This window comes from Bacillus sp. FJAT-44742 (assembly GCF_002797315.1).
Lineage (GTDB): Bacteria > Bacillota > Bacilli > Bacillales > Marinococcaceae > Thalassorhabdus > Thalassorhabdus alkalitolerans.
The window spans coordinates 2,757,954-2,780,581 of record NZ_KZ454936.1; the positions used below are offsets into that span (position 1 = coordinate 2,757,954).

Here is a 22,628-nt window from a genome sequence, read left to right on the forward strand (position 1 = left end):
ATAACCCCCCCATAACTCTAATCCGTTAAGGGCAGCTCATTGATTTCTATATTTTTGTCTCTTTATTCACCCGGCCGCTTATTTTGTTTCTTCATTATCAAACAGGTCAAGAACGTATTCTTTCAGATCAACCATTCTAAGAGAAGCCGGCTCTTTTTCTGTGCCTGCAATCACCATCGCTGCTAACAGGTCATTTTTATGAAGACCCCCATGTTCTCCGCCATCCTCATGAACAGTAATCCCTTCGGCGAGAAAAGAGTGTCCTGGCTTAGCCGCCAATATAACTTTAGGTGTCTCATGACTCGCAAGGGCAGACTCCAGCTGATTCAAGACGTCGGGGTAGTCAACGTACTTGACTTGTTTCTTTTCCTTTTCCAGATCAAGCGTCAGAATTTCTTCGTTGCCTTCTATCTCCCAACCTTGGTTGTAGCGATCCTTCCACACGTCTCCTCTTTTAAATCTTAATTCTCCCTTGTGGTCAGGGCTGAAAGCTTTCATCCACCCATCCTCTTCCCAGACGGCTAAATCGATCCCTTCTTCTTCTAACGACGCCTCTATCACTTCAGGAAGAATTCCCTGGTTATGGACATCATAGACATAAGTCATCCTCTGATTTACTCCTAGAGCAATGTCCCCGTCACTTACAGGCTGGCCAAGTTTGGCAATTGAAAAAGAAGACAATAAATGGTCTAAATCGATGGCCACTTCCTCTTTTTCAGGAAGTAGTTTATCTGCCCCGTGGTCACCAAGTACGATAAAGATGTTCTCTTCCAGAGCCTTCTCCCAGCTGCCATAGCTGTTTAAAATGTCTTGAAGGTGACCTTCCGCAGCTTCAAGGCCCCGTCGGTAATGGGGACCGTGTTTATGATTTTTTTTATCGTTGTCAGGTAGAAACAAAAGCATAAAATCAGGCTGGATATTTTCCTTTATTAACTCCTGAGTTACTTCTACAGTATATTTATCATGTAAGCCGAGACGTTGAAAAACCCCATCACTAAACTGCTTTCTTTTTAGAATCCCTGGCTTCTCAAATTGCCCAAAGGCTAAGATGTCTGGTCCGCTTGTGTAAATGGAGGATGGAAGATCTGTAAGCTCTTTCGTTAATGGAGGCATGTTCAGTTCATGGCGGTGACCCCCACGGTATATTAATGCATTTATGCTTCCTGAAGTATGTCCTCGGCGTTCTAGCTCTTCAAAGACTGTACTGACATCTTTACTTAAATGCTCGTTATTCAGCCGGTAGAAGACGTCAAATATCCCTTCCGAAAAACCATTCCTTATCCAAAAAGGAACAGTGGACCCGTAATTAACAACCCTGTCACTTTGCTGGTCATACCAGGATAAACCCGGCACTCGATGTTTATCTGCCATTTCACCGGTAACTAAAGTACTTTCCACTGTTACTGACATACTGGGAAAAGGCACTACCAGATCCTTATAGTACTGACCTTTATTTACCAGAAACTCAAGAGCAGGAACATTCCCTTCTTCCATGCTTTTATCGAGGGAACTCCCCATCATCGTATCAATGATAATCATAACAACATTCTTACTGGGGTTTGTATCGTTGGCTTGAATATCCGGCTCATATTCTTCTTTTTCAGTTCCACTACATGAACATAATAAAAGCACAAAAAATACTAGAAAAACATTCCTCATGGTACTCACCTTCTATCCTCTCTGTATCTTCAATTTAGTAAAAGGAAGGTAAAGGATATTTTTCCTATAGTGTGCCTGTTCCTTTTCTTTTCATGCAAAAAGTTCTTTTGGGATTTGAAACACTTCCTCACTTTTTGTGCATATGCTACTCTGGGCAATTCTTTTACAAAGGAGTGTTTTTATGTATCCCTTTCACCCGTCTCTTGTGCAGCAGTGCCTTTGTTATAACCTCATGGCAGACTTTTATAAGTACAGAGATCCACGGTTGCATATTCACTACTACAAGCTGCACTTTCAATGCATGCAGCAGTTAATGGCCAAAACGCAAGGGATTCCAGGTCCTTCTTTTGACCATAAACGAAGACAGGACCAAGCGTTAGTAAGGTTCCTTCACGCTTCTCCTGGCACCCCGGCCATTGATGTATATGTGAATGGAGAGCAGGTTTTTGATAATGTGTCTTATCAAATTTTAAGCAGGTATCTTACATTCCCTGAAGGAGAGCATGAAATTGAGATTTATAAGGCAGGACAGACAGAAACACCAGTTTTAAGCGGGACTGTTTCGTTAGAAGAGGATGAACACTACACCTTTGCGGTTGGAGGAACGCTAGACAACTTGGACTTTTATGAGGTAACAGAGGCTCAGGAAGCTCCTGCCGATGCTGCCATGGTCAGGTTTTGGCATCTCTCTCCAGACGCACCTGCTGTAGACATTACTGAAGAAGAGGGAGAAGTTATTTTCAGTGATGTATCTTTTGGTGAGGTGACGGAGTACGCTGAACTCTCTCCCGGTTCTTACACGCTTGAAGTTCGTTCTGCCGGAACTGCGGTGCCGGTCATGACTCTGCGTAATTTGCAATTCAGTGGAGGGCAGGCTTATTCAGTGACTGCCATGGGATTGGCTGAAGGGACTCCGAGACTGGAAACGCTAATTATACAGCCTTAAAAAAGAGAAATGCTGTCAAAGTGATATTCACCTGACAGCATTTTCTTTATGCTTTTCGAAATACCCAGCTGTTTAGATAAAAGAAAAGAGTGGGAAGGCCTCCAAAACGAATAAACTGTTTCGCTTTATTCTTAATCTCCTTATCCCTCTGTACTTTTTTATCGGCCAGATAAATAGCAATAAGACCTTTATTTATAAGCTTGTGAAACTTCCAGTCAGGCAGGTTTCGAATACTTTCTTCTGCCTTTTCTTTAATATGCTTCATTCGCTTAACCATTTCTTCGTCACTTGGATAATAAGAAACAAAGTTTAAATCCTGTTCCATTCTGTCTTCTTCCTGGTCAATAAAATAGTCAAGGAGAATATGAAGACCTTGAACCCACGGAAAATATCCTGCTTTCAGCTGGGATACTTCTTCGTGACTTAAACGATCTTTTGCAGCATAAGCTGCAAAACAGAATATCCCTAACGTTGAACCTGCACATGCTGAAAACTCGTACCAGGTCATAGAAGGTAAGTCGTCTTTATGATCGGCAAACCAGCTCTCCAGCAGACCCACTCTCTTCTCAGGCTCCACATGCTTAAACACTTGCAGATCACAATAATAATTCGCCAGATGGTGCATCGCTTTTTGTACGTTTGGAAATCCAGGGAGTTCTCGCAAAACATTCTGGCATGTCGTAACAAGAGCTTGTAAATACCCACCGTCATCTTGATCTTCACGATACCTATAATAATTCACAGGTTCTGCTCCTGGACTTAGCGCATGATACATAGCCTGATGAAGCGCTCTAAAGTCATTTTCATCTAATGAAGTGCTTCTGTCACAGAGATTATCTAAATAATCACTGATGGTTTGATAGGCTACAATAAATGTAATAATCTTATTTCTTTCTTCACCTGCCAATAACCCGTAAACTGCTCCGCCTTCACAATGAAAGGCTTTTTCCGTTAAACTGGACAGGGCCTGGGTACGTAATTCATTATTAGGGATTTCCATGGCCCGCTGCCTCCAGCTTCCTAAACATAAACGAACGTCGGGGAGCACTTCTTTATAAACCTTAGACAGCAGAGTCCAAGGGGTAGTCGGTACTTTCAAAGTAATAACCTCCTTATACTCCTTTAAAAGTATTATGCCCTGACTACATACAGGTATTACCATAACGCAGGAATAGCTTTTTTCTCTCTGTTCCTCAAACAGTTCCCTCATTATTCATTTAACGTTCTAGTCTTTTTTTCGCGTGGAAACGCCATGTTAAAGAGAACGTGTCCATACACTGTCAAGGCGATGGCTCCAAAAATCAGAAGAATACCAACCGTTTGCCACCCAGAAAGAATATCTCCAAACACAAGAACACCTATGGCAATTGCCACTACCGGTTCAATAATTGAAAGGATGGCAGCCCTGCTTGATTCGATATATGTTAAACCCGCTGTATAAAGAAAATAAGCACAAACAGTAGCAAACAAAGCTAAACCAAGTCCGTTTAAAAGAACTCCTGGTTCAGTTAATAAGTGTGCTTTACTCATAATGGGGCTTGTGAAAAGTAAAAAAACAGAGCCAAAAATTAAAGAGTATGCAGTGATGGTCAGAGAGTGGTATCGTCCGCTTAAAAATTTCCCGAAAATACTGTACAAGGCGTAAAAAAATCCGGAAGCAATACCAAAAAGAATGGCCATGATCCCTATGCTTTCAGAACCCAGAGGAAGCATTCCTACTGTATAAGCACAGCCAAGGACCATAACAAGTAGAGCCAGGGCCTTGGTCACGGTGAAAGGCTCTTTAAAAATAAAACGAGCCATGACTGCTACAAAAACCGGGCCCGTGTATAAAAGAACAACAGCCAGCGACACAGACGCAGCCTCCATTACAGTAAAAAAGAAATAATTAAAGAAGGCAATGCTGACAATGCCAGTACCAATAAAAAGCGGGATATCCTTTAACTGAAACCTAAGCAGATCCCGTCTGTATATTCCTAAGGCCAGTGTTATCAGCAGAGCTGAAAAAAGCAAGCGAATTGCCACAACTTCCCAGGGAGTAAAACCATATGTATACAAGTTTTGGACAAATAAACCAGTGCTTCCCCATAAAGCTGCCCCTAGCATTACTGCAAAATAAGCCAGACGATTAGTCATATATTTTTCTCCTTCCCCTGACTGTCATACTAACAAGATTATCATGAAGTGAATAACAGAGGTAATTTTATTTACAAAAAGACTATGGCACTCATTCCTTTGCCATAGTCTTTCCACGAATGTTATGTCAGGCGATAAATAAAGGCTTCATAGGGTGAGAGCTCCACGTTTTCTAAGGAATACGTTTGTTTAGAATCTTCATTTGAAAGAATACGATCTACTTTCTTTTCGGCCAGCTCTTTAAATGACCGATTCTGAACAGAGGAGCTGAAATTACAGACGATAAGAAGCATATCGTCCTTGTAAGTTCGAGTGTAGGCATACACTTCCTCATCATCAGGAAGAAGCAAATGATAGCTCCCATGAACAATTGTTTCATCCTTTTTTCTTAATTCTATTAGGCTTTTGTAATAGTAAAAAACCGAATGAGGGTCGTTTAAAGAGTTCGCTACGTTAATCCTTTTATAATTTGGATTAACTTGAAGCCATGGAACTCCAGTAGTAAACCCTGCGTGCTTGCTGTCATTCCATTGCATAGGTGTACGGGCATTATCCCGGCCCCTGGCATAAATAGCTCTCATCATTTCTGCTTCTTCGATACCTTTTTCTTTTTGCTCCTTATACCAATTCAAGGTTTCAATGTCTTCATAATCCTCAATTGTCGGAAAAGCCACATTTGTCATCCCTATTTCTTCTCCTTGATACACATAGGGAGTGCCTTTCATTCCATGCAGGCAGGTTGCCAACATTTTAGCAGACTTCTCACGAAATTTTTCATTATCATTACCAAACCTTGACACCACCCGAGGCTGATCGTGGTTGTTCCAGTAAAGACTGTTCCACCCTTTTTGATCCAGCCCTTTTTGCCACTTTGTCATAATTCTCTTCAAATCTGTAAGCTTCCAGGAAAGGGCTGACCATTTCCCATGTTCTCCGTCACCAAGACCCATATGCTCAAAATGAAAAACCATATTAAGTTCTTTTCTTTCTTCGGCTGTGTACAGCTTTCCTTCCTCAACTCCAACTCCCGGCATTTCTCCTACCGTCATGGTGTCATAGTGGGACAGAACTTTTGTGTACATTTCCTGAAGAAACTCATGAATTCTTGGGCCGTTTTTGAAGTAGCTAGAGCCGGATGCATACTTGTTTCCAGGCTTCACCTCTCCATCGGGATAGCGCTGGTCTTTTGAAATAAAGTTAATGACGTCCATTCGAAAGCCGTCTACCCCTTTATCCAGCCACCATTTCATCATTTGATATATGTCTTCACGAAGAAGAGGGTTTTCCCAATTTAAATCCGGTTGTTTTTTACTGAATAAATGAAGATAATATTCCTCTGTACTTTCATCATACTCCCACGCAGAACCTCCGAAATTGGAAGCCCAATTGGTTGGTTCTCTTCCGTCTATTCCTTTTTTCCAAATGTAATAGTCCCGTTTCGGACTTTTTGCAGAAGAGCGTGACTCAATGAACCATTCATGCTCATCAGAAGTATGGTTGACAACCAGATCCATTACAAGCTTCATGCCCCGTTCATGAATTTGCTGAAGGAGAAGATCAAAATCCTCCATGGTTCCAAATTCATTCATGATAGCCTGGTAATCTCGTATATCGTAACCATTATCGTCATTTGGGGAATCATATACGGGGGAAAGCCAGATAACGTCAATTCCTAATTCCTTTATGTAGTCAAGCTTCTGAATCATTCCCGGAATGTCTCCAATTCCGTCTCCGTTGCTGTCATTAAAGCTTCTTGGGTAAATTTGATATACAACGCTTTTTTTCCACCAGGGTGTTTGGGTCATTTCTCATTCCTCCTAGCTAAAAGTACGAAAGAAATCATTCTATTTTATTTTTACAAACAGACACACTACATGCTTCAAAACGTGGTGAGGACTCCTCCCAGTTATACCAATATATGTACCGAATGAAAACTCACATTACCTAAGAAGAAGAAAAGCCCCGTAAAAGGTTATTCATACATAAAAAATACCGGAAAGCCCTGAATAGGGACCTTCCGATAAATATTTTACAGCAGGCTGGCTTTAATCATACGAGAGCGCCCATCTGTCTTTCCTTTTTCTTCTCCATTAATCTTTAGCGTTAACTCTTCATTCTCGCTGTGTATTACCACTTCTAATTCAAAGTCAGGCTCATAAGCATTTACTTTTGTTTCAAAGGTAAGATCAATAACATTTCCAATTACCTGGTACCTCAAAACGCCTTCATACATCTTTCCTTCCCTGTAATTAAATGTACTTCCATCGTCTTCATAAAAATAGTACTCTTCGCCGTTTGAAGAAGGATAAACGTGAAAAGTAATTTTTTCCTCCTTCTGTTCAGTCGACATTTTTTTCTCTCCAAGAGCAATTATCGCACCCTTTTTAATGAAAATAGGAAGTATATCTAGGGGTGCTTTCACAAGATGATAATCGGATCCTCGGTATTCCTCGCCTGTCCAATAATCAATCCAGGTTCCTTCAGGCAGGTAAACCGCTCGGTGATTTTTATCAGGCTGAAGAATCGGAGCAACGATGACAGAGTCACCGATCATAAATTCATCTGACAAATTGGTGGTTTCCTTGTCTTGCGGGTATTCTAAAAATAAGGGTCTCATTACCGGGATTCCGTTAGTACTTGCTTCTTTAAAAAGAGTATAAAGGTGCGGCATCCAAACATACCGAAGATCTATATATTTCTTTACGATACCTTCTATTTCTTTCCCGAAACTCCATGGTTCCTGCCTTACGGTATCTAATGCTGAGTGGTTTCTGAAAAAAGGAGTGAAGGCTCCTACTTGTGTCCAGCGTGCTAATAACTGGCCAGTAGCATCATGAGCAAATCCACCTACATCCGGCCCGCAAAAAGGAACTCCGGAGACTCCTAGATTCATGCACATGGGCAGTGCCATTTGAAGGTGCTCCCAAAAACTTCGATTATCACCCGTCCAAACTGCTGCATACCTCTGAACTCCCGAATACCCTGCACGGGTCAGTAAAAAGGGCCTCTTCCCATTCAACTGGGCCTTCATTCCTTCATATGTCGCTTTCCCCATTAGCAGTCCATAAACATTATGAAGTTCCCTGTGTGTTTTAGGATCGCCGTCGTTTCCATGCATGACCTCAGTATCCATTGTTTTTGTTTCATTAAAAACGGCGGGTTCGTTCATATCATTCCAGATGCCTTCAATTCCCTTGTCCACATAAAAATCGTGCTTATCTCCCCACCACTTACGAGTTTTTTCATTTGTGAAGTCTGGAAATGCGCTGTTTCCCGGCCAAACATCCCCGTTATACATTTTTTCATCTACATACTTGCAAAAATGGTCTCCTTTAACACCTTCCAGATAGGACGGATATTCCGGGTCTGTTTTGACTCCAGGGTCCACAATGGGTACAACATGAATGCCCTCTTTTTTTAAATCATTCATTAACTTACCTGGATCCGGGTAACGTTCTTCATCAAAGGTAAACACTCTATATCCATTCATATAATGAATATCTAAGTAAACCGCATCTAATGGAATTTGCTTTTCCTTAAAATTTTTAACCAGTTCCCTTACTTCTTCTTCTGTTTCATAGCTGTACCTGGACTGATGGTATCCTATCGCCCATTTGGGTGGCAGGGGCATGCGTCCAGTTAAATAGGAGTACTGGGTAATCACGTCCTTTGGCTCTGGTCCAGCCATCAAATAATAATTGATGAGCCCCCCTTCAGCCGAAAAAGAATACGTTTCCTCATAGGTCTTCATGTCAAAAGTAGTTTTATAGGTGTTATCAAAGAAAATGCCATAGGCCTTTCCCTGATTTACTGTCATAAAATATGGGATGGATTCATATAAAGCATCAATTTCAGGATTGTGAGGAGCAAAGACATCTGAATTCCACATGGTCATCTTCTCTCCTCTTTTATCAAGGAAACTGGTTTTCTCACCAAATCCATAAAAATGGTCTTCTCTCTCCATTTCCTTATAACAGATCACTTCACCTCCTGCACTGTGGCCCATTCCTTTTTCTTTTTCTGATACCAAAGTCCTTCCGCTCTTATCCTCAACCTTAATCCGAAATGGATTTTTATATAAAAAAAGTGTTAATAAAGGTGACTGGATTGTGACATACGAGTCTTCATCGTGTACTCTTAGGTCAACTTTTTCTGGTTCCACAATGACAGCATGACTGGAAGATAAAGATGGTTCTTTTTTGGGATCCATTATAATTCTGACAATATCTTCCCTGTAAAAAAGAATTTGGATCATCCCTGCCTCACATTTCCCTATGAAGCTTTTATTCTCGCTGAGGGAATAAGAAATAAGATTGCCTATATCCCTAAAAGCAGTTCCTGCTATTTTCTTTTTAGCCCCCGGATGTATTGCAAAACTTGTATCCTCCATATAAAAGCCCACTCCTTTTTATCTGGTATCCTCTACATAGGTTCTCTGCACGATTCCATTATCCTGTTAAATAAAGTGAATACATCAGTAAAATCATATTTGACAGGTAAGAACTGTATGAAATATAAGCTGAATCTGTATGTACTTTGGGAACGTCAAGGCAATGCCTGTCCAATATGAGTCCTGCCAAATTCCAAAACATTGGAATATTTCCTTACGAAATAACCCTCTTTTGATCTTTTTATGCTTATAATTACTTACACCTGTTAATTTTGTTGCTAAAACTAACAGGTAATTTGCTTCCCTGGTTCACGTGTGGAGTAAGCCACACTTTTACTCTTTTCACTGTCTCTTTCAAGCCGCTGGTTTTTTACATTTACCTTTGAAAGGAAGGGATCGTATGGAAGCATCTGCATCACTTAACATTGAAGGGAAAGAGAAAATCTGCTATGAAAGGATCCTGCAGCTTGTACAAACGGCGAATCAATTTGACAGCTACATTGTATTGGAAACGAGCACAACAGTCATTAATTGTAAAAGCCTCATAAGCACTTCTGCTTTTTTAAAAGCTCAGGATAAGATAACAATAAGGGCAGTCGGCAGGGATTCCCAAGAAGCAGTTTCATTACTGCAAGGTTTTATTGAAAAGAAAATCTTTACAGAAGAGCGTTCTTCTTATCCTTTATTAAATTAACAACTATCATGAAAGGTAACTTCTTAGTGGGTTTGAACGTCAAAAGCTACTGTGGACCCCGGTGGCAAATAGATTGACTGCCTGTTACGAAATACACAAACACTTTCTTCCTGGAGAAAATTAAAAGTACGCCTTCTGGGTATCTGTCCAGGAGGTGTTTTTCTTATTCAGTACGCAGCATTTTTTATGTCGTATATTTCACAAATTATTTCCATAAGTAAAACGAATCTTATTCTAGGAGGTCTTCACATATGGATCATCCATTTAACCAGCAAGGAAATTTCTAAACCTGCAGCAAGGCTTTTCAAGACAGCGCGCTCCACAATTCCAAAGCTTTACTCAACACAATCCCTAATCAGCCATGCAGCCTGCAAATGCGAAACCAGCTTCAGGGCTTTGCCAGCAATTAATGCAATAAATAAATTCATCCGTAATAAACAAAAAAAGGGCAAGCTGCTCCATGCGCCAGCTTGTCCTTTCAATTAAGTCATCCATTTTGGAGGAGTGTTTTTATCCCAGTATACGTCTCCAATCTGATGGTGTTCTTCAAAGTTATCTTCATGTAAGTGATAGTGAAAATTAAACCAATATCCTTCTTTAGGACGAAGATCCCGTCTCACATGAAATTTTGCAATGTCTTTTTTATTCTTATCATCATACACATTAAATATCTTTTCTCCGCTTCCTTGAGAAGGCTCTTCTGTAATGACATAGGATTTGCTTTCTTCCATCCCTGCTTCTTCTACCAGGTCTTTAAGAACATTCTCAATACTAGGGAGAATGTCAGTCATAAAGTCAGCTTCAACTTGTTTTAAAATTTTAGGGCCGAGCTTTTTTACAGACTGTTCTTTCGCTTGTTCAACAATAATATCTATAAAATGCTCGTCATCCAACACTTCAATGTTTTCTTCATAGTCCTGAGCAATGATTTCCGAATACTCTTCTATTTCAGCGGCAGAATAATGCTGCTCATCACTGCCTGATTTCTCTTCTTTAGCTGAAGCAGATGAGCTGGAATCCAAGTATGTAGGAGGAATGTACACACCAAGAGTCATAAAGGTTATAAGGATAACTGATATCTTCTTAAACCAAAGCTTCAACTTTCATTCCCCCTTATGCCAAGTCTCTTTGAAAATCTCAATATGTTTCAAAGTTTCTAAGAATCAATTTTTTTAATTGTACCATAGGGTTGTGTTGAGCTGGGTAAAGGCCCTCTCAAATTCATAAAAATGTAATCTTCTTTAGAAAAAGGAGTGGCTTCACATACTGTTCATCACTAGGGCAATGCTTGCTCACCCTCAGGCAGATGTTCAGCCCTTGCTTGTATGACTCTTAAACGTATGAAAAATCCTGCTGCTGCACAAGTAAGACCTATTGTGATGCCAATCCAGAAACCAAAAGGTCCCAAAGGTGTGTAGGATGCAAGGAGATAGCCGGAAGGAATCCCTATGATCCAGTATGAAATAAAAGCTGTAATAAAAGGGACTTTTACATCTTTGTACCCTCTTAATACTCCTTGAAGAGCTGATTGGGCAGCATCAGAAATCTGATAAAAAATCGCGAAGATAAAAAACTGGGCTGCAAGGGTGACAACAGTCCGGTCATCAGTATAGAGATAAGCAATTGGTTCACGTAAAAAGAAAAGGAAAACTGAGCCAATGGCAAGGATTCCTATTGCCCCAACCACTCCCAAACGTCCGTATTCCCTGGCTGCACTCCACCTTTCTCCACCAACGGAGAAGCCCACAACGATTGTTAAGGCCATTGAAATGCTTAACGGGATCATAAAAATAAGTGATGTGAAGCTAAAGGCTATTTGATGTGCTGCAATAGTTATGGTGCTGAACATGGTTCCAATTAACAATGTTACAACAGAAAAAATGCTGGCTTCAAAAAAGATAGACAGACCTATCGGAATGCCAATGGCCAGCTGCTCTTTCCAGGCTTTCCAGGAGGGCACCGCCCAATTTACAAATAGCTTATACCGACGGATGACCTCCATTCGAAACGTCATCCATATGCTTAATATAAAAATGATCCAATAGGTTAAAGCAGTGGCATAACCTGCACCAATACCACCAAGCATAGGAAGACCAAATCCACCGAAGATAAATCCATAGTTAAGAAGAACATTAAACGGTACGGCCAGGACAGTAATTATCATTGTGATGCGTGTATAACCTTGAGCGTCAAAAAAATAACGTAAAACATTCGCTGCAAATAAGGGAATAATTCCTAATGACAAGCCGACTAAATAATGGAAAGTAATATGTTCAACTGCTGGAGCCAGGTTCATCAATGTGATGATGGGATGAAGAAACATGGCTCCACAAAGAATAACAAGAATAGCTAACACAAGGGATAGATAGAGACCTTGATTCACTGAGTTTGTTATGCTTTTCTTGTCTCCTTTTCCTATGAGCTGGGCCACTATAGGAGTAACAGCCAGCAGCACCCCGTTTATTCCAGTAAAAATAGGCATCCACAAACTGGATCCCATTGCGACTCCAGCCAAGTCGTCTGTCCCAACACGACCGGACATCATCGTATCAACTAAATTCATCGCAAAAAAACTTACTTGTGTCACCATAATCGGCCAGAAAATCGTGAAAAATAATGCCATTTTGTCTTTCCTAGACTTGGCGTGATACATACCTGCGTCCTCCATTACCAACGGCCGGTTCCCCGTCCTTATCTATACTACTTGCAAAAGTTTCTTTCAAGCGTAAGAACTACCTTATGAAAAGTTATCCGCAATTCCATTCCAATATATTCTCCACGAGGCTTCCAGTTTTTTTTCTGTCCTCTCTTTGCTTCCGTAGACCAGCTCTACACATATAGAATCAATTAAAGAAGAAAAAGCCATGGTCATCGACTCAATGTCCTGGTACCTTACTTCATTTATCTCCACAGCTTTCAAAAAACGATCAAGGAATAGTAAATCTACTTTAGCAATGTGTTTGTTAACATAGTCAATAACCGTATGATGTAAATGAGAAGGCGGGAAAAAGGACACACGCAGCCAAAACTTCATATTACAATCATTGCGGTATCTATCAATGTAATTTAATAACACTTTGTATAAGAAATCGTGAAGAGGCTCTTCAAAATGGGATTGCAAAAAAACCTCCAGCTTATGAAGTTCTTTTTCTGCAGCACTTTTCAAGGTTTGCAGAAATAAATCGTCCTTCCCCTCAAAATGGGCATATATTGATTGTTTCTTTAAACCTGTCTCATCAGCAATGACAGCTAAAGATGCTCCCTCAAACCCGTATTGGGCAAAAGATCGTAAGGCGGCATCTTTTATTTTTTGGGCACTCACACTTATCATCTCCCGGTTAACGATCGTTCGTTAATATTATAACAGGTTACCCGCGAGCGGAAAGGAAAAATAAAAAAAACGTTCCATTCAGAAACGTTTTCTTAATACTCACTATTAGTATCTATTGATTGGTTAGGCAAAATTAATACTTCTACTCTTCTGTTTTTCGCCTTGTTTTCCGGACTATCATTCTCGGCGATCGGGCGGTGCTCTCCAAAACCTTTGGCACTGAATTGAAGGGGATCAAGTTTATTGTTTTCCAAAAGAAGGCTCATAAAATTTACTGCTCTTATCACACTTAATTCCCAGTTTGATTGAAATTCGCTGGTGGAAATAGGCCGGTCATCAGTGTGGCCGCTGACCACAACTTCATGAGTCGGCTCTGTATACAGAAGTTCTGAAATTTCTCTCGCTACCTCTGCTCCTTCCAATTTGACATTAGCACTTCCTGTATCAAAGAATACATTATCAAGCAGAGTAAGAAGAAGACCTTCATCTGTAAGATTAGTTTCCAGCATATTTTCAAGATTTCTACTAACTATGTACTGGTTAATTTCTTGTTCTAATGATTCCAACTCTCGAAGCTCCGGCAGACCATCACTTTCTTTATCTTGAGTGTCTGATGAGGATACTGGCAGTTCTGGAGGAGTTGGCTCGTTATCTAATATCCCTTCTCCACCTGCAAATTCAGATTGAAAGACCTGGGCTATTTCCTGAAATTTCTCACTCTCAATTTCACTAGCTGCAAAAAGAACAATAAATAAGGCAAGAAGGAGAGTAAGCATATCAGCGTAAGGAATTAACCATGATTCATCAACGTGCTCGTCATTATGCTGTTTCTGTTTCCGCACTGTTTTCCTCCTTTTCTCCTTCACTCTCAATTAATTTCTTTAACTCGGAATGAGATAAAAAGGATCCCAGCTTATCTCTAACGACCATTGGAGATTCACCATGGGTAATAGACACAATCCCTTCAATAATGAGATGCTTTTCCTGCACTTCCTTCTTAGATTTCTCTTTTAGTTTGTTAGCAAAAGGATGCCACAGCATGTACCCTGAAAAAATACCAAACAAAGTTGCCATAAATGCAGCTGCGATGGCATGCCCTAAGGCTTCCGTATCTTCCATATATCCTAAAGCTGCAATTAACCCAATAACAGCTCCAAGAACACCCAAGGTCGGTGCGTAAGTACCGGCCTGTGTGAAAACAGAAGCTCCTTCCTTGTGCCTTTCCTCCATGGCATAAACCTTCTCTGTTAATACGTCTCTAATAAAATCTGGAGACTGTCCATCTACGGCAAGCCTAAGGCCGGACTTTAAAAAAGGATCCTCTGTTTTCTCGATTTCCTGCTCTAATGATAAAAGACCTTCTCTTCTGACAAAGGAAGACATGTCAGTAAAAGTGTTGATGAGGGACTTCAGGTCAGGCCCTTTCTTTTGTGTAAAGATAATTTTAAAAAGGTTAGGAACGTTTTTGATAGTTGACATAGGAAAGGCGATAATGACAGCTGCCGCTGTCCCGGCAAAGATGATTAATAACGCGGCCGGGTTAAATAAGGCTGCTGCACTTACGCCTTTCATTACCATTCCTACTCCAATAGCTGCTATCGCTATAATAATTCCGATAAAAGATGTTTTGTCCATCTTTGCTCCCCCGCTTTATAGTAAATTAGCCATGGTAAGGTTTAAAAGTAACAGGATAGGTGATGGGGTCAGCGCTGTTTGTCATTGACCCTTTGAAACCATTGCAAACCAAAATCCAACTCTTTTTAACATAGCCCTTTTGTATTCTCTTTCATTATTATCGTTATAAAACCATTTTTCTTGAGTTATCTTCTCAAACAAAAAGAAGTGTTCAATTTCCAGGAAATTGAACACTTCTTTTTGGGGTGCCTGGCACCATAAACGGTTGTAATATATTTCCCGCTCATACTGGGGCTTTAAATGGATTTTGTGTTACAGCTCCTGCCGGTGCCAGGCACCATAGTTATAGCCATACAGTTTTTTCTTCGTATGGTGTGCGTTTCTTCTTTTTTTCTGCTCCCTCGCTGTTTTCCGGGTAACCTAAAAATACCGTTCCAACTACCTTTTTGTCTTGTGGCGAACCTATAAAATGATGAAGACGTTCGTCGTGGACAAGACCAACTCCCCTTGTTCTCCAGACAAAACCTAACCCCTGTTCCTCAGCTGCAAGCCACATTGAATGAATCGCACAGCACACAGCATATTCATTGTCTGTAGAATCAGACGCCTTTGGAAGAGTGTCTGATGTGACAACAATAATGACAGGCGTTTGTGTCACTGCTTTCATGGAACTGTCTACTAGCTTTGGCTTCGTTGGAAAACGTTCTTGTAAATATTCATAAGCTAAAGATTCATATTCTTTCTTTGCCTTCCCCTGTATCACATAAAAACTCCACGGCTCTCTCATTCTATCATTTGGAGCCAGGGTAGCTGCGTAGAGCAGGGATTCTATTTTTTCTTTTTCTACCTCTTTGGGTATGTAATTTCGCACTGCCCGCCTTGCTTCCAAACGTTCAAAAACGCTCATTTCTTTCACTCTCCCTTTGTTTTTTCACGAGGGAATCTACGAATCTTTCACACCGCTGATCATCCTTTTTCTGAGGTGTAAGCTCCACTTTTAACGTGACAGCGAGATTCGTACATACGTACAGCATGTCCCGGAATTCATTGACTGCTCCGCAGTATCTCGGAAACAAGCTGTCGCCTGTTCCAAACACCCCAGTGGTTAGTTTCTTGCTTCCATGTTCCTCAAAGGCCGTATAGAGGTCTCTCATTTCACGAGGAATCTCCCCATTTCCCCAGGTGTATGTCCCAACTGCTACGATTTGAAAGTCCTGAAGCTGTGATAATGGAAAGAGGGCTGAAGGATAAGAGACTACGTCGATGTCTCGCATTTCCAAATACTTCTTAATCAGTTCTGCCAGCTCTTCGGTGTTCCCGGTCACTGATGCGTAAATAACAGCCGCTTTCATGGTATCTTACAGCTCGTCAAATCCATTTGACTGAGTAACTTTCGAATAGGTCCTTGATTTTTGTTCAAAGAAATCTGATTTCGTTTCATTGATCATTTCATCGCTGTATACTTGGATCCACGGCATGGGGTTGTCCTTTTCTTCATAAAGATTGTTCAGTCCTAATTGACGCAGACGTTTATTTGCTAAATACTCTACATATTCTTCAAATTCATCTAAATCGATACCTTCGACCTCTTTAAGAATGTAATGTGCCCATTCTTTTTCCAGTTCGACGGCATGCCCGATGGTGTCATAGACATAGGCAATGTTCTTGTCTGTATGGAGCTCGGGATTTTCCGCCAGCAAAATCCGTACAAACTGAGAAATAAAGTATGCATGCTGCATTTCATCCCGCTGAATATAACTAATCATCGTGCTTGTTTTCAGCATTTTTTGCTGACGGGCCAAGTGATAGAAAAAAGCAAAACCAGCATAAAAATAAATACCTTCTAAATTAATTGAATTAATGGCTAATTTAAAGAGCGCTTGTGGCGTCGGCTCTTCTCGAAAACTCTCGTAGGCCTCTAAAATCAATTGATTTCTTTTGCGAACAATAGGATCCTCTTTGGCCTGGTTGAACCTTTCATTCTGCTCACGTAAAGGAACAAGGGAACTCAACACATAAGAGTAGGACTCGTTATGGACAGCTTCTTGCTGGGCTACAACTGCAAAAATTGCTTTAAAGCTGGAATCTGTCACATAATCCATTACCTGGCTCATGGTTGGCGTTTGCAGGCTGTCCAATGAGGCAAGCTGAGTATTGATTCTCAGGAAGACATCTTTTTCAACCTCACTTAAATGATCCCACTGTTTAATATCATCCTGCATATTAATTTCCTGAGCCTTCCAGAAGTTCGAAAGGAGAGTCTGATATAGATCATACATTTGTGGATAAGCTATATCATTCCAGTTAAGCAGCCCTGAAGACTGTCCATTAATAATGCCTGTAGATTTATTCGGGGCTGCTGGATTCATTAATTTCACTTTTGACAATGAGGACATTTCGATCCCTCCTAAAATAGGTTAAGTTAGCTGTGACAGGCTTCACACTCTTCAATTTCTGACTGGGAAGTGCTCCGTACATAATAAGTGGTTTTCAAGCCCTGTTTCCAAGCTTCAAAATGAAGGTTGAGCAACTCTTTAGCCTTAATGTCATGACGGACATAAATATTAAAGCTTATTGACTGATCAATATGGCGCTGTCTGGCAGCGTTTTGCCTGATGCTCCAAATCTGGTCCAGTTCATGGCGGGCCCGTTGGTAATAGAGATACGTATGGTGATTTAAGTCTGGTGCTGTTACCTTAAACTTAAAGTTCTTCTTTTCTTCAGCAAATTCCACTGCGTACAACGGGTCAATTCCATCTGTGGATCCACCGATTTTGGCAGTAGAAGAATTAGGAGCTACAGCCATCATCCATCCGTTTCTCACTCCAGTAGCAGCCACGTCTTCCTGTAATTCCTGCCACCGTTTTGACGTATAGCCTCTTCGCTCAAAATAAAGACCTGTTTCCCACTCCGAACCTTGAAACTTACTATAAGCCCCTTTTTCTTTTGCCAGTTCCATTGAAGATTGAATCGTAAGATAGGCGATGTCTTCATATATTTTATCTGCGTATTCCACAGACTTCTCAGATTCCCACTGGATTCCTTTTAGTGCCAAAAGGTGGTGCCAGCCAAACGTTCCAAGACCCACAGCCCTGTACTTTCTGTTGGTAACTTGCGCCTGACCGACTGGAATGTTGTTTAAGTCAATAACGTTATCAAGCATCCTCATTTGAATAGGTATCAGCCTTTCTAAGACATCATCCCTTACTGCTGCAGGAAGATTAATAGAAGATAAATTACACACCACAAAATCTCCTGGTTTACGGACAATTACAATGTTTCCCTCTTCGTCTTCATACTCTTGACTTATGGGAGAAGGTGACATATTCTGTGTGATTTCAGTGCATAAATTACTGCAATAGATAGAGGTTCTTCCCTCCCCTTTCAAATGCTTGTTTGGATTTTGACGATTTACTTCATCCCGGTAGAGCATGTAAGGTGTTCCTGTTTCAAGCTGTGCCACCATAATTCTTGCCATGATATCCATGGCTCGGTAAGTCTTTCGCGGAAGAAGAGGGTGATTGACTGCTTGTTCATACTTTTCCGTAAAATATTTGCGATCTTCCTCGTCATAAAAGTCTTCAAGACCAACCGGAGTGCCATCTTCACTCTTCCAGCCCATGATTTGTTTCACCTGGTGAGGACAAAACACATGCCATTCGCCTATGCTTCTCCCGTTCTCATCTGTTTCCTGTAACTTACGCATAAATAGGTCAGGTATCGTAACCCCGGTAAAAATATCGTGAGCTTTCCTTCTTTCATCACCATTATTTGTTTTTAAGTCAAGAAAGCCGTTCATAATGTCCTTGTGGAATAAGTCTAAATAAATAGCCACCGCCCCTTGACGCTGTCCCAGCTGGTCCACACTCACAGCTGTGTCATTAATCAGCCTGATCCACGGCACCACTCCAGAGGAATTACCTTTAAACTTCTTTATATCTGATCCTAAAGCTCTTACCTTCCCATAATAAATGCCAATCCCCCCGCCATCCTTGCTGAGGCGGGCAATATCCCAGTTATTCAGGTAAATACTATCAAGTGAATCATCAACTGTATCTATAAAACAAGAAGACATTTGACCAAAACTTTTTCCTGCATTAGATAAAGTAGGAGTCGCAACAGTCATATACAAATTGCTTAGTGCCCAATATGCTTCCTTTACCTTTTCCAGCCTTTTGGTTTTTTCTTCCTTCTGCATAAGGGTCATAGCAATGATCATAAACCGCTCCTGCGGCAGCTCAAATACTTTCCCCTCATGATCTCTCGCTAAATACCGATCTGCCAGTAAAAATAAACCTATGTAAGTAAACAACTCATCTCGCTTGGGCTCAATTTCCTGTTCTAATTCCTTCATTTCCTGTTCAGAATATGCTGCTAACAAATGACCGGAATAGATTCCTTTCTCACGTAACGTTTTTATTAGCTTATACAAACTTCCATATCGTCTCTCCGTGCTGTACCCTCTATGTAAAGACGCCTGCTTGTATAGTTCATTTAAACAGAGCCGTGCTGCAACAAACGTCCAGTCTGGCTGATCCATTTGTATTTGGTTTAATGCATAGAGCATAGCTTGATGGTTCACGTCTTTATCCGTTCCGATAAAAGATGTGACGTAGTCTTTGATTTCCTTTGCATTAAAATTGTAACGATCAAAAGCTTTATCTATTGTATCCATCACTTCATGTAATTCCTCTTTAACATGTACTGTCATTTCTCTTCCTCCTTATTCCTGCTTAATACTAAGCTGGCCGTTGTCGTCTCACCGCTCCTGATGTTTTTTCGAATTAAAAAAATCCGCTCAAATTAATGTGAGCGGATGAAACGATAGCAAGTAATGGAGAAAGATACTTTGGTCTTTCCCTGTGCCACCGTTTCATCTTCTCAATCCCCGAAGAAGGTGAAACATCTTAAGATAAGACAGGTCTCCTGACTTGTGCGTCTTCCGTCCATGAGCTCCTTCCCGTATAAAAACCGATGAAGTTTATTTATACAGTGGATACGACTCATTTCGTCAGCACTTACAGTTGCGGGGGCAGTCTTGGATTTTCACCAAATTCCCTTTTACGCCAAACGGCATCTCATCTCAAGGCAAACAATATATAGTTTTATTGATAACAAAACACACAATATCTTGTGAAATTCTACATTCATACTACATGACTTATCCCAAATTAGCAAGTTCATAGATCCATAGATTATTAATTTATTTCTTCAAATGTAGAGCATCCCTCCTATTGGATGGGGGAGCATTTGAAATCAATTATCACATTTTGTCGTAAGATCCGAAGAATCTAAGGCTGCGCTGTTTTTCGTTTCTTATTCACTGAAAATACATTTATTTTACCTAATCTAACCCCTGCATAAAAGAATTAATACCTCAGTGAAGCAACGGACTTACTAATAACCATCCTCTCCGTTTCATATCCCTTACTTTTTAAGTAATACTCCATTCCTGCTTTAGCAATGTCTATGTTATTTTTCGGACCGATTGTCACACGCTTTATAGGAAGTTTCTCTGGAAAATGAATCGTAATAAACGGGATGATTACTCCATTTGAAGCCCGGAAGAAAACCTCTGGGCCCCTCTCTTTGGTAGTGAGCTTTCGTGGAAGTGCAATTCGATATTCTTCTTCACTTTTAAAAGCCTCATCCTTAAAAAAGATCGAACAAGTTGCTAGTATAGAAAAGAAATGTTCTGACAACTCTCCCCCTATTTCTTGCAGAGTATACTGAGGGTGAAGATGTGATAGGTATTGAAAGGTTTCCATGAGAAAATCCATAACTATTTGTTCTTGTTCTCTTCTGTCGTATATTACCCTTCCATACACTAAGGTATATTCACGAGCAAAATGACTGGAAAAATCATTAATTTTTTTCAGCATGTCACCAGAGGAAAAGCCGATATTGTATCCGTCTCCTTTTGCGTAGTTATACCATAGAGCCAAAGAGTCTTTATTTTCGGTCAGGGAGAATATATATACTTCAAAATCGTCAAGGTCTATCTTCTCCATAAACCTTTGCCAGGTCTGTTTTAATTCTAAAATAAATAACTTTTTCAGTTCCTGTATATATGTATCTTCCCCGAAATTATCCGTCAGCTTATTTTCGACCTGTCCCAATACTTTATTAATAATTCCTTCTATATAAATAAGTTCATTTGAGTCATTTAAAAAAGTTCCTCTGCTCATCCACAAATTGTTTGTTTCTACCATACCCATTAAACTATCTAAACCGGTGTAATGATACAGTTCCTTTTGTATGGTGTGATCTTTTCTGATTTTCTGGTCTACCGACTGCCAAAAATGGAGTGATAAAGCCTCTGCCAGTGTCCCCTTTTTATCCATGGTTTCTCCCCTTCTACTCAATCATAAGTCTTATTTCCAGCTTGTATTTTCCCTTCTTTGTGTAAGAATAATCCCAGGTCCACGATTTTTTCATTGGTGCGCCCCATGTAGTGGTATACGTGACTTAGAATACCAGGAGCTCATTTGGGCATTATACATTTACCCATATCCTTTCGGCTTACTATCTATTTTCGTTCGACTCCTGCTTTTCCCGAAAGGGCCGATCTTTGAAATGATTAAAAAAAAGTCAATCTTGATCTTCAACAGAACCTATGAAAAAAAAGACGGTCTCAAAGATTTTCATTGAGACCACCTTTTTTATTTACCTCTTTTTTTGTTGAAATGATCTTTCTTTTGCCGGCTCTGTGCTTCCAGGTTCATCTGGGCTTTTTTGTGAACGGTAGGCCTCGTTTATAAACGAGCTTCCACTTTTCTTTGAGTTTTTATGGCTCACCCTCTTCACCCCCTTCTTATATAATGTTAGCTATTAGCCGCATTTTATTTGAAGGAGGTAAAATAAGTGAGGTCTATCTGTAATGGGGGAGGAGAGCGGCCCCTATCGCCCCTGCCTTTTGCCCCGACAAGGCTTCGTAAATCTCGGCCTCTTTCTTAAATCTCGGGTAGACCAGATGATTTGTCTTTTCCTTGAGCTGGCCTAAAAAGTATGATGAAGAAGCCATCACTCCTCCTCCCAAGATGAGCTTATCGGGGTTTAATAAAAAGATGACATTCGCAAGCAGTATAGACAGGTTTGTAGTAAATTTATCCACAATTCCTGCTGATACTTCTTCCTTTTCCACTTCGGCTAAATAAAAGAGTTCTCTTACATTTCCTGGTATACCCGCTCTATGGCATTGCTTTTCCAATGCTTTTCCACTTACTGCATCTTTAAAGCTTTTGCCGGAATTCATCATCATATAACCGACTTCTCCTGAAAATCCATCTTTACCATGAACGATTTCCTTGTTTACAATATAAGAGCCTCCAACGCCTGTGCTAACCGTAAGGTAGAATATACTTTCAGCATCAGCGCCTATACCGTTCACAGCTTCTGCAAGAGCAGCACAATTTGCATCATTTTCAACCAATACAGGAACCCCCCAGTATTGTTCCATCATTTCTTTTAAGGGAACGTTCTCCCATCCAGGCAGGTTTGGGGGACTCTTTATAACCCCTTTCCAAGGATCTAAAGGGCCAGGGCTTCCTATCCCTATCCCTCCTACCTTTTCATTTTCTTTAACAAATGCTGTTATTTCATTAATTTCCTCAATAATCTCTTTAGGCCCTCTTTCGGGATGAGTACTTCTAATTTCTTCATTTAAAATTTCTTGTTTCTCATTTAGTAACACCGCTCGAATATTTGTGCCCCCGATGTCTACGCCTACTGTATTCATAGGTGCCTGGCACCACTTTCCCTTGTCATGTGCTGCCCCCTTATTTCAACCTTTTCCCCGAAAGAATGTTACAATCCGTTCTGGTGCCTGGCACCATGA

General features: G+C 40.6%; 20 protein-coding genes and 1 riboswitch. Of the genes, 2 read left to right on the top strand and 18 right to left on the bottom strand.

Translation table 11 applies throughout. The annotated features are described in order from the left end of the window. Positions 1 to 78: 78 nt before the first annotated feature. The gene (locus tag CEF17_RS13655) at positions 79 to 1,659 is read right to left on the bottom strand and encodes an alkaline phosphatase family protein (RefSeq protein ID WP_100400008.1); all 1,581 of its coding nucleotides are present in this window, start codon (positions 1,657 to 1,659) and stop codon (positions 79 to 81) included. Positions 1,660 to 1,840: 181 nt separating this feature from the next. Here CEF17_RS13655 and CEF17_RS13660 point away from each other — a divergent pair, with 181 nt between their 5' ends. Further along, positions 1,841 to 2,605 carry a DUF4397 domain-containing protein gene (locus CEF17_RS13660; protein WP_198508973.1) on the top strand — a complete coding sequence of 255 codons (765 nt, stop codon included), beginning with the start codon at positions 1,841 to 1,843 and terminating at the stop codon, positions 2,603 to 2,605. A 46-nt stretch (positions 2,606 to 2,651) separates the two neighbouring features. Here CEF17_RS13660 and CEF17_RS13665 read toward each other — a convergent pair whose 3' ends face one another. The 4 genes from CEF17_RS13665 to CEF17_RS13680 all read right to left on the bottom strand — a co-directional run bounded on the left by CEF17_RS13665 (position 2,652) and on the right by CEF17_RS13680 (position 9,131). Next, positions 2,652 to 3,704: a tetraprenyl-beta-curcumene synthase family protein gene (locus CEF17_RS13665; RefSeq protein ID WP_100400010.1), complete on the bottom strand. Its 1,053-nt coding sequence runs from the start codon at positions 3,702 to 3,704 to the stop codon at positions 2,652 to 2,654. 110 nt (positions 3,705 to 3,814) lie between these two features. Further along, the gene (locus tag CEF17_RS13670) at positions 3,815 to 4,741 is read right to left on the bottom strand and encodes an EamA family transporter (RefSeq protein WP_100400011.1); all 927 of its coding nucleotides are present in this window, start codon (positions 4,739 to 4,741) and stop codon (positions 3,815 to 3,817) included. Positions 4,742 to 4,863: 122 nt separating this feature from the next. Further along, a complete protein-coding gene (locus tag CEF17_RS13675; protein WP_100400012.1) occupies positions 4,864 to 6,546 on the bottom strand; it encodes a glycoside hydrolase family 13 protein in 1,683 nt (560 codons plus the stop codon). A gap of 224 nt (positions 6,547 to 6,770) precedes the next feature. Then, positions 6,771 to 9,131 (bottom strand): glycoside hydrolase family 31 protein, encoded by a 2,361-nt coding sequence (locus tag CEF17_RS13680; protein ID WP_100400013.1) that lies wholly within the window; start codon positions 9,129 to 9,131, stop codon positions 6,771 to 6,773. 400 nt (positions 9,132 to 9,531) lie between these two features. Here CEF17_RS13680 and CEF17_RS13685 point away from each other — a divergent pair, with 400 nt between their 5' ends. Beyond that, positions 9,532 to 9,825, top strand: coding sequence for an HPr family phosphocarrier protein (locus CEF17_RS13685; protein WP_054636323.1), 294 nt, complete (start codon positions 9,532 to 9,534; stop codon positions 9,823 to 9,825). A 351-nt stretch (positions 9,826 to 10,176) separates the two neighbouring features. Here CEF17_RS13685 and CEF17_RS20420 read toward each other — a convergent pair whose 3' ends face one another. The 13 genes from CEF17_RS20420 to CEF17_RS13745 form a co-directional block, all read right to left on the bottom strand. After that, the gene (locus CEF17_RS20420; protein ID WP_198508974.1) at positions 10,177 to 10,320 is read right to left on the bottom strand and encodes a hypothetical protein; all 144 of its coding nucleotides are present in this window, start codon (positions 10,318 to 10,320) and stop codon (positions 10,177 to 10,179) included. Next, the gene (locus tag CEF17_RS13690) at positions 10,308 to 10,925 is read right to left on the bottom strand and encodes a YpjP family protein (RefSeq protein ID WP_100400014.1); all 618 of its coding nucleotides are present in this window, start codon (positions 10,923 to 10,925) and stop codon (positions 10,308 to 10,310) included. Before CEF17_RS13690 ends, CEF17_RS20420 begins: the two co-directional genes overlap by 13 nt. Positions 10,926 to 11,101: 176 nt before the next feature. After that, the gene (locus CEF17_RS13695; protein WP_100400015.1) at positions 11,102 to 12,478 is read right to left on the bottom strand and encodes an MATE family efflux transporter; all 1,377 of its coding nucleotides are present in this window, start codon (positions 12,476 to 12,478) and stop codon (positions 11,102 to 11,104) included. 84 nt (positions 12,479 to 12,562) lie between these two features. After that, positions 12,563 to 13,147 carry a TetR/AcrR family transcriptional regulator gene (locus CEF17_RS13700; protein ID WP_100400016.1) on the bottom strand — a complete coding sequence of 195 codons (585 nt, stop codon included), beginning with the start codon at positions 13,145 to 13,147 and terminating at the stop codon, positions 12,563 to 12,565. A gap of 101 nt (positions 13,148 to 13,248) precedes the next feature. Continuing rightward, a complete protein-coding gene (motB, locus tag CEF17_RS13705) occupies positions 13,249 to 13,998 on the bottom strand; it encodes a flagellar motor protein MotB (protein ID WP_100400017.1) in 750 nt (249 codons plus the stop codon). Further along, positions 13,976 to 14,791 (bottom strand): flagellar motor stator protein MotA, encoded by an 816-nt coding sequence (motA, locus tag CEF17_RS13710; RefSeq protein ID WP_100400018.1) that lies wholly within the window; start codon positions 14,789 to 14,791, stop codon positions 13,976 to 13,978. Before motA ends, motB begins: the two co-directional genes overlap by 23 nt. Positions 14,792 to 15,134: 343 nt before the next feature. Then, a complete protein-coding gene (locus tag CEF17_RS13715; protein WP_100400019.1) occupies positions 15,135 to 15,698 on the bottom strand; it encodes a nitroreductase family protein in 564 nt (187 codons plus the stop codon). Next, on the bottom strand, positions 15,685 to 16,143 hold the full coding sequence (locus CEF17_RS13720) for a flavodoxin domain-containing protein (RefSeq protein ID WP_100400020.1): 459 nt from the start codon (positions 16,141 to 16,143) through the stop codon (positions 15,685 to 15,687). The genes CEF17_RS13715 and CEF17_RS13720 overlap by 14 nt, the downstream gene beginning before the upstream one ends. Before the next feature lie 6 nt (positions 16,144 to 16,149). Continuing rightward, on the bottom strand, positions 16,150 to 17,187 hold the full coding sequence (locus CEF17_RS13725; RefSeq protein WP_100400021.1) for a ribonucleotide-diphosphate reductase subunit beta: 1,038 nt from the start codon (positions 17,185 to 17,187) through the stop codon (positions 16,150 to 16,152). A 26-nt stretch (positions 17,188 to 17,213) separates the two neighbouring features. Beyond that, a complete protein-coding gene (locus CEF17_RS13730) occupies positions 17,214 to 19,502 on the bottom strand; it encodes a ribonucleoside-diphosphate reductase subunit alpha (protein ID WP_100400022.1) in 2,289 nt (762 codons plus the stop codon). A gap of 188 nt (positions 19,503 to 19,690) precedes the next feature. Then, positions 19,691 to 19,887: riboswitch (cobalamin riboswitch) on the bottom strand. A gap of 273 nt (positions 19,888 to 20,160) precedes the next feature. Next, the gene (locus CEF17_RS13735) at positions 20,161 to 21,135 is read right to left on the bottom strand and encodes a DUF2971 domain-containing protein (protein WP_100400023.1); all 975 of its coding nucleotides are present in this window, start codon (positions 21,133 to 21,135) and stop codon (positions 20,161 to 20,163) included. Between the two features lie 322 nt (positions 21,136 to 21,457). Further along, complete coding sequence (locus CEF17_RS20885; protein WP_269799459.1) at positions 21,458 to 21,589, bottom strand: hypothetical protein; 132 nt, start codon at positions 21,587 to 21,589, stop codon at positions 21,458 to 21,460. A gap of 73 nt (positions 21,590 to 21,662) precedes the next feature. Further along, positions 21,663 to 22,529 carry an ROK family protein gene (locus tag CEF17_RS13745; RefSeq protein ID WP_100400025.1) on the bottom strand — a complete coding sequence of 289 codons (867 nt, stop codon included), beginning with the start codon at positions 22,527 to 22,529 and terminating at the stop codon, positions 21,663 to 21,665. Positions 22,530 to 22,628 lie beyond the last annotated feature (99 nt).

What these genes read in the sequence shown, in the direction of transcription:
- CEF17_RS13655 (WP_100400008.1), bottom strand. Translation starts at nt 1,659, where the DNA reads ATGAGGAATGTTTTTCTAGTATTTTTTGTGCTTTTATTATGTTCATGT.
- CEF17_RS13660 (WP_198508973.1), top strand. Translation starts at nt 1,841, where the DNA reads ATGTATCCCTTTCACCCGTCTCTTGTGCAGCAGTGCCTTTGTTATAAC.
- CEF17_RS13670 (WP_100400011.1), bottom strand. Translation starts at nt 4,741, where the DNA reads ATGACTAATCGTCTGGCTTATTTTGCAGTAATGCTAGGGGCAGCTTTA.
- CEF17_RS13675 (WP_100400012.1), bottom strand. Translation starts at nt 6,546, where the DNA reads ATGACCCAAACACCCTGGTGGAAAAAAAGCGTTGTATATCAAATTTAC.
- CEF17_RS13680 (WP_100400013.1), bottom strand. Translation starts at nt 9,131, where the DNA reads ATGGAGGATACAAGTTTTGCAATACATCCGGGGGCTAAAAAGAAAATA.
- CEF17_RS13685 (WP_054636323.1), top strand. Translation starts at nt 9,532, where the DNA reads ATGGAAGCATCTGCATCACTTAACATTGAAGGGAAAGAGAAAATCTGC.
- CEF17_RS20420 (WP_198508974.1), bottom strand. Translation starts at nt 10,320, where the DNA reads ATGGATGACTTAATTGAAAGGACAAGCTGGCGCATGGAGCAGCTTGCC.
- CEF17_RS13695 (WP_100400015.1), bottom strand. Translation starts at nt 12,478, where the DNA reads ATGTATCACGCCAAGTCTAGGAAAGACAAAATGGCATTATTTTTCACG.
- motA (WP_100400018.1), bottom strand. Translation starts at nt 14,791, where the DNA reads ATGGACAAAACATCTTTTATCGGAATTATTATAGCGATAGCAGCTATT.
- CEF17_RS13715 (WP_100400019.1), bottom strand. Translation starts at nt 15,698, where the DNA reads ATGAGCGTTTTTGAACGTTTGGAAGCAAGGCGGGCAGTGCGAAATTAC.
- CEF17_RS13720 (WP_100400020.1), bottom strand. Translation starts at nt 16,143, where the DNA reads ATGAAAGCGGCTGTTATTTACGCATCAGTGACCGGGAACACCGAAGAG.
- CEF17_RS13725 (WP_100400021.1), bottom strand. Translation starts at nt 17,187, where the DNA reads ATGTCCTCATTGTCAAAAGTGAAATTAATGAATCCAGCAGCCCCGAAT.
- CEF17_RS13730 (WP_100400022.1), bottom strand. Translation starts at nt 19,502, where the DNA reads ATGACAGTACATGTTAAAGAGGAATTACATGAAGTGATGGATACAATA.
- CEF17_RS13735 (WP_100400023.1), bottom strand. Translation starts at nt 21,135, where the DNA reads ATGGATAAAAAGGGGACACTGGCAGAGGCTTTATCACTCCATTTTTGG.
- CEF17_RS13745 (WP_100400025.1), bottom strand. Translation starts at nt 22,529, where the DNA reads ATGAATACAGTAGGCGTAGACATCGGGGGCACAAATATTCGAGCGGTG.